The organism is Enterobacter sp. 120016, from assembly GCF_018383635.1.
In the GTDB taxonomy this organism is placed as follows: Bacteria; Pseudomonadota; Gammaproteobacteria; order Enterobacterales; family Enterobacteriaceae; genus Enterobacter; species Enterobacter asburiae_D.
In genome coordinates, this window is the sequence record NZ_JAHAWC010000003.1 from 181,248 (window position 1) to 193,993 (window position 12,746).

Consider the following 12,746-nt stretch of genomic DNA (forward strand, 5'->3'; position numbering starts at 1 on the left):
TATGGAAGCGCGAGCTAACGCAGACAAACACCGCCAACGACAGCAAAAGCGCAAAGAGCAGGTTGATATCCGCGTGGCGGCGGCAACAGAGAAGAGAGGCATTCTGATCGTCTTCACCGGCAACGGAAAAGGCAAGTCCACCGCCGCCTTCGGCACGGCGACGCGTGCCGTCGGCCACGGTAAAACCGTTGGCGTCGCGCAGTTTATTAAAGGCCAGTGGGATAATGGTGAATACAACACCCTGCATCCGCTCGGCGTCGAGTTTCACATTATGGGCACCGGCTTTACCTGGGAGACACAAAACCGGGAGACGGATATTCAGGCCGCAACGGCGGTGTGGCAGGAGAGCAAACGCATGCTGGCTGACCCGAGCTACGACCTGGTGGTTCTGGATGAGCTCACCTATATGCTGGCGTATCACTATCTGGATACCCAGGAGGTGATCGCGGCGGTTGAGAACCGTCCGGTGCAGCAGACCGTGATCGTCACCGGGCGCGGCTGCCACTCGCAGTTACTGGCGCTTGCCGACACGGTTAGCGAAATGCGTCCGGTAAAACACGCATTTGACAGCGGTATTCAGGCGCAGGAGGGCATTGACTGGTAAGCGTGTCTGTACCGGATGGCGCGCCGCGCTGCCGCCATCCGGTGTTATTACTCTACCGGCGAGACCACTGATTTTTGTAATAGCCACTCGCGGAAGGTCTGTAACGGCAGGGACTGAGCCTTTTCCTCCCGCCACGTCATGATGAAGCGGTTGCCGGTGCGGATAGGAACATCGCAGGGGATAACCATCTCGCCGCAGTCCAGGTCATGCTGGATGGCGAAGCGGGGAAGCAGCGCGACCCCAAGATTCGATCGTACTGCGGCAATCAGCATTGAGAGGAGGTCAAAGCGCGGGCCAAGGTTCACGTCCGGGCTGGTGGTACCGGACAGCGCAAACCACTCCTGCCAGCCATTGATGCGAGTGCTTTGGTGTAACAGCGGAAACTCCCTTAGCAGCTCCTCCACCCCCAGCTTCTGCTCCGCGCTGGGGAGCAAGCTTCGGCTGCAGACCGGCAGGATCTCCTCTTCAAATAAATAATCGACTTCCGACCACGGGGGACAAAAATCGGCGCGCATAATAGCCGCATCGTATTCACGATTTAAAAAATCGCCGATATTGGCCAGCGAGTGAATGTTAACAATAATATCAGGATTTAATTTATTAAACTCCCATAAATTAGGGATCAGCCAATGCGTACTGAAGGTGGGATTTACCGCCAACTCCACAACCTGAACGGCAGGCTGCCAGGACATTATCATATTTGTATCGCGTTCCAGCTTATTAAGCGTCTCTTTGACGATATTCAGATAATGCTTTCCCGCTGCATTCAGAAAAATCCGCTTTTTGGCATGATTGAATAATGAGGTGTGTAAAAACTCCTCCAGGGCCGTCACCTGTCTGAACACTGCACTCTGCGTTAACGCCAGCTCTTCTGCGGCGCGGGTATAGCTTTCGTGACGCGCCACAACTTCGAACGTCACCAGCAGCTCGCTCTTGGGGATTTTTCCTCTCATCATGTCTTCCATTCATGGTGGGTAACAGTAATTTTTTGAAGCGAATAAACCCTGCTTCAGAACGATACCGCCATTATATTTTAGTTATGCTCCGTCGGCAGTGATCCACACCATGATTTAATCAGTTTTGCGCGTCAGGCCAGAGTACTTGCTGAAAATGAAATGAAACATGAAAAATTATTAAGACCTGTTCAATTTGTGCCTTACATAATGGCGGCAGCGCCTTATTATACGAAAAACCGTATGGGCATTAAAAACAGGAATAGTGCAGGACAGGACGTTAAAAAATATAAAACAAAACGTTGTGCTAAAAATAGCGCGGGGTTTTGTGTACGTCCTTTCGATAACCGGCGCTCCAGCGCGCATGCTGAAACCGGATCAAAACAAAAAACCCAGGTCGCATAACGACCTGGGTTTCGAATTTGGCGGAAGCGTAGAGATTCGAACTCTAGAACCCTTTCGGGTCGCCGGTTTTCAAGACCGGTGCCTTCAACCGCTCGGCCACGCTTCCAAAGTGAGGCGCACTATAAACATCTATTAGCGCCTTGTAAAGCAGGAATTTTTCTAATTTTACCCACCGGCGTTTGACTGCGCAAAAATCACCCAGACGCTGACGGCGCATCGGTCTCTGCTCGCTTGTACATACCGTAACACAGCAACGCTCATCCTTTTAAATCGCTCTGGTATAGAATGCCACAAAAATAAACGGTCATTTGTTGTGTAATTGTTATAAATCTGAGCAGTCACAGATTTTAGAAATTACTGCCATGCAGTGTTACTGGTTGATGATGAAAATCAAAAATACGTTTTGCTTACATATCCTGATGGCGACCCTGGCCATTCTGTTTCTGTGCGTTCACCCACTGGTGACGAGCTTCGATCCGCCCCTCACCTTCCAGCCGCTGATTAAATCAATGGACGGCACGCCGAAAGAACAAGCGGAAAAAATTGCGACTATTTCTCACGCCTTAGAAGGGAATGCTATTTTCTTCATTGGCGCGTCTGAGGTGGCAACCTCAGAAGATGAACATTACGCTGTATATAATTACTTTAATAAGCAATTACACACGCCCGTCGTGGCGTATGGCGATGCATTTGTCGATGACGAAACGCAATTTTTACTGTTCTCACGTTTTAAAAATAGCCTTAACGCAAACAGTAAAGTGGTTTTGCTTCTGGCACCTGACAGCTTTTACTCAAAAGGTCTGCCACCGGCTATCTATGCCGATAATTTCCCCGGTTCTATTTTTAATCCGCTGATGAAGGATCCGCAGGCGCGCCCGCTGCTGGTTAATTATTTAAAGCATATTGATAGTAAAGACATAAGCCATTTAACCTTTGGCCAAATGCGCGTCTTTGGCTGGCACCCCGATCTGATGTGGGACGAGCTGAGCTTCCAGTTTGCGAACCTCTGCACCCTAATAAAAAACGACTGGCTGGCGCTGCTCAACGTCACGCCCCAGACGGTACAGCCCTGGCCGCAGCAGCCAACCACCCACATCGCCCCAGACTGGGATAAAGAGCTGGCGAACGCGCGCGAGTTAAATAAAAAACGCCAGCAGAGCGCGGCCACGCTGTGGATGGACAAAACGATTTACGAAGAGGACGGTAAGCCACAGCAGTGGGATGACACGCCGGTCGTGCCTGCGCAAATCGCCGCATTCAGTAAAACCGTTCAGCTGCTGAAAGAACGTCACGTGCAGGTGATTGCTATCGTCGACCCGGTTAACCCCTGGGCGCTTTACAATACCGATACCTTCCGCCCGGTTGATAAGCAAATTAAAACCATTCTGGAAAAGAACCAGATCCCTTATTTAGATATGTACGCCATGCCTTATCAGAATGGCTGGAACTGGGATCGTTTGCACCCTTCCGAACTGGCCTGGGTTCCTATGATTCGCTTTATTGCACAGAGTTTTAAATGATGAAAATCGCGATCCGTCTTTTTTTCCTTTATCTCCTGCTGGCGATCACCATCGTCGCGTGGACCTCTGTCGATGACAGCATGAGTATGCAGCTGCATTTTGAATATCAAAAGTTCTGAGGCCGAATGATGTATAGCTCAGGCATGTTTTTTGTTTATTTGTTTTCCTCCGCCCTGGCGTTTGCGCTGGTCAATCGCGTATTACGCCATCGCCTGACCTGGCTGTCGGCGCTGTCGGTGCTGACGGCAGTCGGCTGGGGGTACATATTTCAGGGGGATTATATTGTCCCGGCGGCCGTATTTATCACCTTTTATGTGCTCGCGACCTTTAAAGAAAAAGGCTGGTTAAAAACCTGGCAGGCAATCATTTTAACGTTGCTGCCCTTATTTTTAGTGAAGCTGCATTTAAATAACCACTGGGGCATGATCGGCCTCTCTTTTATGACGTTCCGCGCGGTGGACGTGCTGCTCTATCGCAGTAAAAAAGAAGGTCAGAATTTCCTGCACTATTTCTGCTATCTGTTTATGCCTTTTATTATTCTGGCCGGCCCCATGTACCGCTGGCGGACATGGATGAGCGATGTCAGCAAGCCCGTATTTGCCCTTAACCGTGAACAGTTTTTAGTCGCGTTAGAGCAAATCATTACCGGCATTGTCCAGAAGTTCCTGTTTGCCATGCTGATCGATTCGCTTGTCGTGCAGCCCTGGAGCCATAAGCCGTTTACGCTGACCGTGGGCGTGGTGATGTCGATTGCCTATAGCACCTACCTGTACTTTGATTTTGCGGGTTACAGCAATATGGCCATCGGCGCGGGCCGCCTGTTTGGGCTCAACATTCCGGCAAACTTCAACATGCCGCTTCTGGCAAAGAACCCGCAGGATTTCTGGCGCCGCTTCCACATCAGTTTGTCTGAATGGCTGCGCGATGTGGTCTTTATGCCCGTTTACATGAACCTGATGAAGTTCAACTTTTTCCGTCAGAACAAAACGCTGGCGCAAAATATCGGTATTTTTTGCACCCTGTTCTGCATGGGGGCATGGAATGGCCTGGAGCGCCATTACGTTATCAGCGGCGCGCTGTTTGGCGCGATTTCCGTCACCCATAACATGCTGCTGTGGTCAGCCAAACGCAGCCCGGCATTGCACCGCGGTTTGCAGTATCCGGCCGTTGCGTTTTTAGGGCGAATTCTGACGCTGGGAAGCGCCGCGGGATCCCTTTACATCTTTAGTGGAATGTCACCTCTATGAAAAATCACTCCGATCTTCAGGAACTGCAGGATTTCTTACGTGCGGCATTATGCGATCCCGCCTCTCCGCAGCAGCTGGCCATCAGCGGCAGCGACGAAGCCTTAAGCTGGCTACAGCTTTCTGCTGCCGTGACTGACTGGACGCAGCGCTATCAGCGTTACCAGCCTGTTGCCGGTACGCCAGTCGTCCTGTACGGACACCAGCAGGCCGAGTTCGCCGTGGCGATTTATAGCTGCCTGCTGCACAACATTCCGTACATCCCGGTGGACTGCATCTACCCGCAGGAGCGCCTGCGCGAGATCTGCCATCTGGCCAATGCCCCTTACTATTACGATGTCGCGACCCGGCAGTTCATCGCCACCGGTGAACCGGGCAAGGTGCTGGAGGAGCAGGATCTGGCCTACATCATGTTTACCTCTGGCAGCACCGGTAAACCTAAAGGCGTGCAGATTGGGCGTGAAAGCGTATGGCACTTCATGAAATGGGTCAGCCAGGAATTTTCACTGCCGGAAAAACCGGTCCTGATGAACCACGCGGTATTCAGCTTTGACCTCTCCCTGATCCCTTTGCTCGCGAATCTGGCGATGGGCGGACACATCGTGCTGAACGCTAAAGAGGATATTCAGAAAGAGAACTGGCTGGAGCGACTGAAAAGCAACGCGGTCTCCGCCTGGGTTTCCACCCCCTCTTTTGCGTACCAGCAGCTGCTTTCCCCGCAGTTCAACAGCGAGTATTTGCCTGCGCTGAGCGTCTTTATCTTCATTGGTGAAGTGTTAAATAAGGCGCTGGTTAAACAGCTCCGCCGCCGTTTCCCGCAGGCCAAAATCATCAACTCCTATGGTCCAACGGAAGCGACCATCGCGACGACCGTGGTTGAAATCACGGATGAGATCCTGAACAGCGACAGCGCCGTGCTGCCGGTGGGGGTCATGATGCCTGAGAGCAAAATGGAAATTTCCGCCGACGGCGAGCTGATTATCTGGGGTAAAAACGTCATGCGCGGCTACCTCGGCCTGCCGCAGGAGAACGCGGAAAAATTACTCCGTCGGGAAAATGAAGCGTTTCGCGGCTACCGGACCGGCGATCTGGGCTATAAAGCGGGGCTTATCTATTGCCAGGGTCGCAACGATAGCCAGGTCAAACTGAATGGCTACCGTATTGAAATCAATGAGATTGAAAACCGCCTGCTGGCCATGTCCGGCATCAACGAAGCGGTGGTTCTGCCGCTGATGAAATCCTGCGGCAGCGTGCTGCGCATTGCCGCATTCTGCGTGACGGATATGGCGCCGGATACCATCAAAACGTCGCTGTCGAAGGTGGTTCCGCACTATATGGTGCCTTCACAAATTATCGTAAAAGACGCTTTGCCGCTGAATCCTAACGGCAAAATTGACCGCAAGCTGCTGGACGCTTACGCCCGCACAAATTAATGACTCCAGGAAAAATTATGGAACAAGAAATTCTCGCCCTGTTCGAAAAAGTGTTATCCCGTAAGGTGGGCTTTCACGATGAACTGATTGAATCCGACATTCTCGACTCCATCCTGGCAGTCGATATGGTGCTGGAAGTGCAGGACGTTTACGGCTGTATGATCCCGCCAACTGACGTGGCGACGGTGCTGAAAACCCCTGCGGACCTGGCCCGCTATATTGAAGAAAACCGCTAATCCGGAAGGCTCTGGGGGCATGCTCCAGAGCCTCTTTTATTGCTGCTGTCCAGAATACCTGCAAGCCCCCTACCGCCGTCCTGCCCCCCCGATACAAAAAGTTATCTAAAGCGCCATAATTGATAGGTACTTAACCCTTTTGCCAGGAATTCAGTATGCCGCCACGTACCGCCAGCGATCTCTATTCAGAAATGAAAAATATGTCCGTTGAAGAGCGGATCCGCTTCTTCTCCCTTTCGCTGGCGGAAATGCACAGCGAGCTGCAGGAGAGCATCAGCCAGATAGAGTCGATGAAGCAGGCGCTGGAAGAGAGTGAAGAGTACCATCGTCAGCTGGTTGAAACCGCGCAGGATGCGGTGATTACCATCGATCATGCCGGTAACGTTGTGAACTGGAACCAGGCGGCAGAGCGAATGTTCGGCTGGTCAGCGGAAGAAGCGACAGGCAACAGCCTTGGCAAGATGATCGTACCGGAAGCGTTTCGCGAGCAGCACGCACGCGGCCTGATGCGCTTCCAGGCCGGGCAACCGTCGAATATTCTCAACCGCACTATCGAGATCGCTGCGCTGCATCGCACCAAGGGCGAGTTCCCTATTGAGCTCTCGATATGGCCGCATCAGCAAGCGGGTAAGCAAATATTTTCGGCCTTTATTCGCGATATTACCGATCGCAAACAGCGTGAACATATCGCGTGGCTGCATGCTAACTTTGATGCCCTGACGGGGTTACCGAACCGGAGATTACTGGTTAACCGTCTGGAGCTGGCGATCGCCCAGGCTATCGCCCACGATAAAGAAGTGGCGCTGCTGTTTATCGACCTCGACCGGTTTAAACCGGTGAACGATCTCCATGGTCATGCCGTCGGCGACGAGCTGCTGCGGCTGGTGGCATTTCGCCTGCAAAGCGTACTGCGCGAAGGTGACACGGTGGCCCGCCTCGGCGGCGATGAGTTTGTCGCCCTGCTCCCCGATCTAACAACCAATGATCCCTTACCCACACAAACGGCGGAAAAGGTCAGCGCCGCGCTGGCACAGTCTTTTTTGATTAACGAGCAGGTGATTACCATCTCCGGCAGTATTGGCATTGCCCGCTTTCCTCATGACGCGGGTGATGCCGATACGTTGCTCAATAGCGCAGACAAGGCGATGTATATCCGCAAGCGGGTAACGCCGGGTGAACGATGATGGGGCTGGCAATGGATGCCTTTAACAGCAATGAAACCAACCGCTTTTACTATTTCTCCTACACTTTAGGAGTACTGTCGGTACGGGAAACAGAAAAAAGCCAACTTAATTAAGGCATTAATGATTCGCTGTGCGTTCAGCCGGGGATCGTTTTGCCTTTAACAGAGGAGTCTGCGGTATGGCATTCGTAACAACGAAAGACGGCGTCAATATTTACTACAAAGACTGGGGCCCAAAAGAGGCTCAACCCATTGTTTTCCACCACGGCTGGCCGCTGAGTGCCGATGACTGGGATAACCAGATGCTCTTCTTCCTCGCAGAAGGCTATCGCGTTATCGCTATCGATCGCCGTGGTCACGGGCGTTCGGACCAGGTGAGCGAAGGCCACGACATGGATCATTATGCGTCCGACGCGTCAGCCGTGGTTGAAAGCCTGGATCTGCGCAATGCCGTGCACGTCGGTCACTCCACCGGCGGCGGCCAGGTCGCCCGCTATGTTGCCCGGTATGGACAGCCGCAGGGGCGCGTCGCCAAAGCGGTGCTAGTCAGCGCCGTGCCGCCGCTGATGGTCAAAACGGACGCTAACCCAGGCGGAACGCCTATTGAGGTTTTCGACGGCTTCCGCAAAGCGCTGGCGGCTAACCGCGCCCAGTTTTACCTCGACGTCGCCAGCGGTCCATTCTACGGCTTTAATCGGGAGGGCGCGGACGTTTCACAGGGCACGATCCAGAACTGGTGGCGTCAGGGGATGATCGGAAGCGCTAAGGCCCACTACGAGGGGATTAAGGCGTTTTCAGAGACCGACCAGACGGAAGATTTAAAAACCATCACGGTTCCCGTTCTGGTGTTGCAGGGCGACGACGATCAGGTCGTGCCGTATAAAAACGCTGCCCTGCTGCAGGACAAGCTGCTGGCGAACAGCGTACTGAAAATTTATCCGGGCTTCCCGCACGGGATGCATACCACCCATGCGGACACCATCAACGCGGACATTCTGGCCTTTATTCGCTCATAACGCCGCGTTTCTTGCCGGGTGGCGCTGCGCTTACTCGGCCTACATTTGCACAATTCAATGCATGAACGCCACCCAGGAGGTGGCGTTGTTTATGACCTTTTAGCGCTTCTGCGCAACCAGTTGGATCATGTTGAAATAAGCCCCGGCGCCCGCGTCCATAATGGGTACCATCATCTCCTGGGCGATCTCGCATTGCATAAACTCATCCCACGCCTGCTGGCAGGTATCCATCTCCCGCACGGTGGTCAGAACCGAATCAGGCTCTTTTTCCCACAGCGCTTTCCACCAGGAGAGCGGATAGAAATACCACTCTGGGGTCCAGAAAGGCTTAACCACCTCCGGAAGATGCGTTTCGCTGTATTCCCCGATAAACCCGGGAACGGCAACCGCAATATGTCCTCCGGGTTTCAGGAAAGGTAGCAGCGTGCCCAGCATGGCGTCATTGTTGCCAAAGTATTGATACGCATCCACGCTCACGATCAGGTCGAAGTAATCATGCGCGAACGGGATCGCTTTCGTGGCATCAACCCGTAGCGGAAAAATTTTTCCGTCCAGACCCCGCTCGCTGAAACGCGCTGCGTTTTCGCTCGGCGTAATCCACAGATCGGCGGCAAAAACCGTGGCGTCATATTTTTCGGCGAGCAGGATAGAAGAGATCCCTTTCCCGCAGCCGAGATCGAGTATGCGCATCCCTGGATCAATCTGCAGTTGAGCAACCAGCTCCTCGGTAAGCCGCATGGCATTTGGGCCCATCATGGTGTCGAGCAAAAAAGCGCGTTCATAGCTATCTGTATAAGGTGTATTCATCACTTCTCCTTAGCGATTATCCAGCTGGGCGCGAACGTTGTTCAGCCCGGTGGTGTTGATGCGGTAAGGCTGCCCGTTCACGGATCGGATCAGCTTTTTGGTGCGGAGTTTTTTAAAGACGCTGAGCGTGCAGTCGCTCAGCACCAGCCCTTCACGGGTGTAGCACTCAACGGACGTGACGCGGCCAGAACTGTCGCGGACGTGCGCAATACGTCCACCTTTGGCGAGAACGTGTAAGGTTCGTTGTTCCTGACGGGATAAATTCATACTGGAAAACCTGTGTAATCATCATGCGTAAAAACGAGCCCACACCCGCAGGTGCGTGCGTAAGGTTTAAGCGCAGCGATAACCAGTCCGTCCTGAAAAGGGCGGGAAACTGATTATCTGATGAAAACATTCTCCAGCATCAAAGCCTCGGTGAGAGATGAAAAGATATTTACGGGGTGAATGATAACGCCTGGTTTTTGCAGGGGAATAGCGGGGTTTTAAAAGTGTGAGGCGGATCGGTCAATCCAAAAGAAAAACCCCAGGTTAACGAGTAACCTGGGGTTTATATTTGGCGGAAGCGTAGAGATTCGAACTCTAGAACCCTTTCGGGTCGCCGGTTTTCAAGACCGGTGCCTTCAACCGCTCGGCCACGCTTCCTAAGTGAGGCGAACTATAAACACCTCACCGCGTGCTGTAAAGAGTGGCTGCACTCGTTCGCTGTAAAAATAGTCAAAACGTGTTTAATCGGTTGAACTGACGACACATCGACGATTTTATCAGCACAGGCTCAGTGTTTTTTGATGTACATGTCTTTCGTGAAATAGTACCCCAGCTTATCTGGCGTAAATCCACCGACCCACGGTTTCACCAGGTGCGTGCGGACGTAGTGATAAACCGGAATGGCCGGCACGTCACGCCCCAGCAGATCTTCCGCCTGCTGGTAGAACTTACCCCGCTCTTCCGCCGTTTTGGCTTTTGCAGCGTTCACCAGCGCCCCATCGTAGTCCGGATTGCTGTACTGGCTGGTGTTTTCGCTGTCGCCCGTGCGGAAGTTGTTCAGGAAGGTCGCCGCATCGTCGTAATCGGCAATCCACGCGTAGCGCACCGCGTCAAAGTTGTGGGTGTGCATGGTATCCAGCATGGTTTTCCACTCCTGGTTTTGCAGCTTTACCTCCACGCCGAGGTTTTTCTTCCACATGGAGCTGGCCGCAATCGCGATGCGCTGGTGCGATTCAGAGGTGTTGTAGAGCAGGTTGAAGCTCAGAGGATGGCTGGCGTTATATCCGGCCTCGTTCAGCAGCTTTTTCGCCTCCGCGATGCGCTTGTCCAGCGGCCAGCTGGCGTAATCCGGGTTCTGTAGCTTAACGCCGCCGATATCCGGCTGGCTGATGAGCCACGCCGGGCGCTGCCCCTGCCCTAATACTTTTCCGGCAATGATGTCTTTATCCAGCGCCATGTTCAGCGCCTTACGCACGCGCGCGTCGTTGAACGGCGGACGGGTGGTATTGAATTCGTAGTAATAGGTCGCAAGCTGAGGTGAAACGTCCAGCTGGCTGCCCAGGGTTTTCTTGAGCTGGGCAAACTGGTTAATCGGCACCGTGTACACAATGTCAATTTCGCCCGCTTTGTAGCGGTTCACATCCGAGGCCTCCGACGTGATGGGCAGGTAGGTGACCTTGTTAATCACGGTGTGCGCGTTGTCCCAGTAGCGCGGGTTGCGCTCCGCCACGATGCGTTCGTTGACCACCCACTGCGACAGCTTGTACGCCCCGCTGCTGACGAAATGCTCCGGCTTGGTCCACTTATCGCCAAAACGGCCAATCAGCACCTTATCCACCGGCACCAGCGACGGGTGCGCCAGCATCGCGAGGAAGGCCGCGTTTGGCTGCGTGAGCGTCACTTCCAGCGTGGTGTCGTTAATCGCTTTTACACCCAGCGTATCGGGCGCTTTTTTCCCCTGGGCGATATCGGCCGCGTTGGCGATATGCATGTTGCCCGGATAGCTCGCATAAGGCGAAGCCGTTTTCGGGTCGATCAGGCGCTGCCAGCTCCAGACCACATCCTCTACGGTAATCGCCGTGCCGTCGCTCCAGGTGATGCCCGGACGCAAATGGAACGTCCAGACGGTGTTGTCCTTATTCTCCCATTTTTCCGCCAGTCGGGGCTGGACTTCTCCTGCCGGAGAGACGCTGACCAGCCCTTCGAATAAATCACTGATAATATTGAATTCGACATCGCTTTCGACTTTATGCGGGTCGAGCGAAGCCGGTTCACTGCCATTATTCCTGACCAGTTCCTGTTTATCGGCCAGCGCGGTTCCTGCCGGCACGTTAGCCGCCCAGGCTACCGTGCTGGCGCACAGGATCCCGGCGGTTAACAAAGAGAGCGTAAAGTTCGTGCGTGTTTGTGGTTTCATTTCCTTCGCCTTATTGTCTGTTTTATGACGATCCGGAAATAACTCTTAGCGCTCGAATGGTAATAACGCAATATTTTTCAGTAACCTATAAGAGCTTGATCTGGTAAATTGTTGCAAACCGCTGTTCATACTGGTGAAACGCGCTTCTGCAGAAGAAATAACCACCTCCAGCGCTAACGTGCTGAGTAAAGATGGGTAAAACCACTTTGAGACTGGCGTGCCGTTTCCTATTCTTTCCGCTAATTACATCTGTCATAAGAGAGTGACTCATGGATCGTATAATTACTTCTTCACGCGACCGCACATCGCTACTCAGTACCCACAAGGTGCTGCGCAATACCTATTTCATGCTCAGCCTGACGCTGGCATTCTCAGCGATCACCGCCACCGCCAGCACCGTGCTGATGCTGCCGTCTCCGGGGCTGATCCTGACGCTGGTGGGTATGTATGGTCTGATGTTCCTGACCTACAAAACAGCTGACAAACCGGTCGGTATTCTTTCTGCGTTTGCCTTCACCGGCTTCCTGGGCTATATCCTGGGGCCGATGCTGAACGCGTATCTTTCTGCCGGTATGGGCGACCTTATCGGCATGGCGCTGGGCGGTACCGCGCTGGTGTTCTTCTGCTGCTCGGCCTACGTGCTGACCACCCGTAAGGACATGTCCTTCCTCGGTGGTATGCTGATGGCGGGTGTCGTGGTCGTGCTGGTGGGTATGGTGGCAAACATCTTCCTGCAGCTGCCTGCCCTGCATCTGGCGATCAGCGCCGTGTTTATTCTGATTTCTTCAGGCGCGATCCTGTTTGAAACCAGCAACATCATTCGCGGCGGTGAGACGAACTATATCCGCGCTACCGTGAGCCTGTACGTGTCGCTGTACAACATCTTCGTCAGCCTGTTGAGCATCCTGGGCTTCGCCAGCCGCGATTAAGCCATAGCGCTG

Annotated in this window: 14 protein-coding genes and 2 tRNA genes; 10 read left to right on the forward strand and 6 right to left on the reverse strand. The window is 53.3% G+C overall.

What is annotated here, in order from left to right:
* Nucleotide 1: 1 nt before the first annotated feature.
* Nucleotides 2-604, forward strand: coding sequence for a cob(I)yrinic acid a,c-diamide adenosyltransferase (cobO, locus tag KIF87_RS07240; protein ID WP_213328344.1), 603 nt, complete (start codon nucleotides 2-4; stop codon nucleotides 602-604).
* 47 nt (nucleotides 605-651) lie between these two features.
* Here the strand turns inward: cobO and KIF87_RS07245 are convergent, their stop codons facing one another.
* Complete coding sequence (locus tag KIF87_RS07245) at nucleotides 652-1,557, reverse strand: LysR substrate-binding domain-containing protein (protein WP_213328425.1); 906 nt, start codon at nucleotides 1,555-1,557, stop codon at nucleotides 652-654.
* Nucleotides 1,558-1,719: 162 nt separating this feature from the next.
* Between KIF87_RS07245 and KIF87_RS07250 the strand changes: the two genes are divergently transcribed.
* A complete protein-coding gene (locus tag KIF87_RS07250; RefSeq protein ID WP_213328345.1) occupies nucleotides 1,720-1,962 on the forward strand; it encodes a hypothetical protein in 243 nt (80 codons plus the stop codon).
* Nucleotides 1,963-1,980: 18 nt separating this feature from the next.
* On the opposite strand, the gene KIF87_RS07255 is transcribed toward KIF87_RS07250, so the two are convergent.
* Nucleotides 1,981-2,068, reverse strand: a tRNA-Ser gene (locus KIF87_RS07255).
* Nucleotides 2,069-2,345: 277 nt separating this feature from the next.
* On the opposite strand from KIF87_RS07255, the gene KIF87_RS07260 reads away from it, so the two are divergent.
* The 7 genes from KIF87_RS07260 to KIF87_RS07285 all read left to right on the forward strand — a co-directional run bounded on the left by KIF87_RS07260 (nucleotide 2,346) and on the right by KIF87_RS07285 (nucleotide 8,594).
* On the forward strand, nucleotides 2,346-3,482 hold the full coding sequence (locus tag KIF87_RS07260) for a D-alanyl-lipoteichoic acid biosynthesis protein DltD (protein WP_213328426.1): 1,137 nt from the start codon (nucleotides 2,346-2,348) through the stop codon (nucleotides 3,480-3,482).
* Nucleotides 3,479-3,601 (forward strand): hypothetical protein, encoded by a 123-nt coding sequence (locus KIF87_RS23395; RefSeq protein WP_023335174.1) that lies wholly within the window; start codon nucleotides 3,479-3,481, stop codon nucleotides 3,599-3,601. Before KIF87_RS07260 ends, KIF87_RS23395 begins: the two co-directional genes overlap by 4 nt.
* A gap of 9 nt (nucleotides 3,602-3,610) precedes the next feature.
* On the forward strand, nucleotides 3,611-4,729 hold the full coding sequence (locus KIF87_RS07265; RefSeq protein WP_121425779.1) for an MBOAT family O-acyltransferase: 1,119 nt from the start codon (nucleotides 3,611-3,613) through the stop codon (nucleotides 4,727-4,729).
* A complete protein-coding gene (locus tag KIF87_RS07270) occupies nucleotides 4,726-6,159 on the forward strand; it encodes an AMP-binding protein (RefSeq protein ID WP_213328346.1) in 1,434 nt (477 codons plus the stop codon). The genes KIF87_RS07265 and KIF87_RS07270 overlap by 4 nt, the downstream gene beginning before the upstream one ends.
* Before the next feature lie 17 nt (nucleotides 6,160-6,176).
* Complete coding sequence (locus tag KIF87_RS07275; protein ID WP_008499867.1) at nucleotides 6,177-6,395, forward strand: acyl carrier protein; 219 nt, start codon at nucleotides 6,177-6,179, stop codon at nucleotides 6,393-6,395.
* Nucleotides 6,396-6,550: 155 nt separating this feature from the next.
* The gene (locus KIF87_RS07280) at nucleotides 6,551-7,579 is read left to right on the forward strand and encodes a diguanylate cyclase domain-containing protein (protein ID WP_213328347.1); all 1,029 of its coding nucleotides are present in this window, start codon (nucleotides 6,551-6,553) and stop codon (nucleotides 7,577-7,579) included.
* A gap of 178 nt (nucleotides 7,580-7,757) precedes the next feature.
* Complete coding sequence (locus tag KIF87_RS07285) at nucleotides 7,758-8,594, forward strand: alpha/beta fold hydrolase (RefSeq protein ID WP_063439613.1); 837 nt, start codon at nucleotides 7,758-7,760, stop codon at nucleotides 8,592-8,594.
* Nucleotides 8,595-8,693: 99 nt separating this feature from the next.
* Here the strand turns inward: KIF87_RS07285 and KIF87_RS07290 are convergent, their stop codons facing one another.
* From KIF87_RS07290 to KIF87_RS07305, 4 genes are all read right to left on the reverse strand, one after another.
* Nucleotides 8,694-9,401, reverse strand: a complete 708-nt coding sequence (locus tag KIF87_RS07290; RefSeq protein ID WP_213328348.1) for an SAM-dependent methyltransferase — start codon at nucleotides 9,399-9,401, stop codon at nucleotides 8,694-8,696.
* Between the two features lie 9 nt (nucleotides 9,402-9,410).
* Nucleotides 9,411-9,668: a YjhX family toxin gene (locus KIF87_RS07295; RefSeq protein WP_213328349.1), complete on the reverse strand. Its 258-nt coding sequence runs from the start codon at nucleotides 9,666-9,668 to the stop codon at nucleotides 9,411-9,413.
* Nucleotides 9,669-9,958: 290 nt separating this feature from the next.
* Nucleotides 9,959-10,046, reverse strand: a tRNA-Ser gene (locus KIF87_RS07300).
* A gap of 130 nt (nucleotides 10,047-10,176) precedes the next feature.
* Complete coding sequence (locus KIF87_RS07305) at nucleotides 10,177-11,805, reverse strand: ABC transporter substrate-binding protein (RefSeq protein WP_213328350.1); 1,629 nt, start codon at nucleotides 11,803-11,805, stop codon at nucleotides 10,177-10,179.
* A 269-nt stretch (nucleotides 11,806-12,074) separates the two neighbouring features.
* Here KIF87_RS07305 and yccA point away from each other — a divergent pair, with 269 nt between their 5' ends.
* Complete coding sequence (gene yccA, locus KIF87_RS07310; protein ID WP_023335168.1) at nucleotides 12,075-12,734, forward strand: FtsH protease modulator YccA; 660 nt, start codon at nucleotides 12,075-12,077, stop codon at nucleotides 12,732-12,734.
* The last annotated feature ends 12 nt before the right edge of the window (nucleotides 12,735-12,746 follow it).

Bases quoted from the DNA above. Each gene is read 5' to 3' on its own strand.
- KIF87_RS07270 (WP_213328346.1), top strand. From the start codon at position 4,726: ATGAAAAATCACTCCGATCTTCAGGAACTGCAGGATTTCTTACGTGCG.
- KIF87_RS07285 (WP_063439613.1), top strand. From the start codon at position 7,758: ATGGCATTCGTAACAACGAAAGACGGCGTCAATATTTACTACAAAGAC.
- KIF87_RS07265 (WP_121425779.1), top strand. From the start codon at position 3,611: ATGTATAGCTCAGGCATGTTTTTTGTTTATTTGTTTTCCTCCGCCCTG.
- KIF87_RS07305 (WP_213328350.1), bottom strand. From the start codon at position 11,805: ATGAAACCACAAACACGCACGAACTTTACGCTCTCTTTGTTAACCGCC.
- KIF87_RS07245 (WP_213328425.1), bottom strand. From the start codon at position 1,557: ATGAGAGGAAAAATCCCCAAGAGCGAGCTGCTGGTGACGTTCGAAGTT.
- KIF87_RS07295 (WP_213328349.1), bottom strand. From the start codon at position 9,668: ATGAATTTATCCCGTCAGGAACAACGAACCTTACACGTTCTCGCCAAA.
- cobO (WP_213328344.1), top strand. From the start codon at position 2: ATGGAAGCGCGAGCTAACGCAGACAAACACCGCCAACGACAGCAAAAG.
- KIF87_RS07260 (WP_213328426.1), top strand. From the start codon at position 2,346: ATGAAAATCAAAAATACGTTTTGCTTACATATCCTGATGGCGACCCTG.
- yccA (WP_023335168.1), top strand. From the start codon at position 12,075: ATGGATCGTATAATTACTTCTTCACGCGACCGCACATCGCTACTCAGT.
- KIF87_RS07250 (WP_213328345.1), top strand. From the start codon at position 1,720: ATGAAACATGAAAAATTATTAAGACCTGTTCAATTTGTGCCTTACATA.
- KIF87_RS07275 (WP_008499867.1), top strand. From the start codon at position 6,177: ATGGAACAAGAAATTCTCGCCCTGTTCGAAAAAGTGTTATCCCGTAAG.
- KIF87_RS07280 (WP_213328347.1), top strand. From the start codon at position 6,551: ATGCCGCCACGTACCGCCAGCGATCTCTATTCAGAAATGAAAAATATG.
- KIF87_RS23395 (WP_023335174.1), top strand. From the start codon at position 3,479: ATGATGAAAATCGCGATCCGTCTTTTTTTCCTTTATCTCCTGCTGGCG.
- KIF87_RS07290 (WP_213328348.1), bottom strand. From the start codon at position 9,401: ATGAATACACCTTATACAGATAGCTATGAACGCGCTTTTTTGCTCGAC.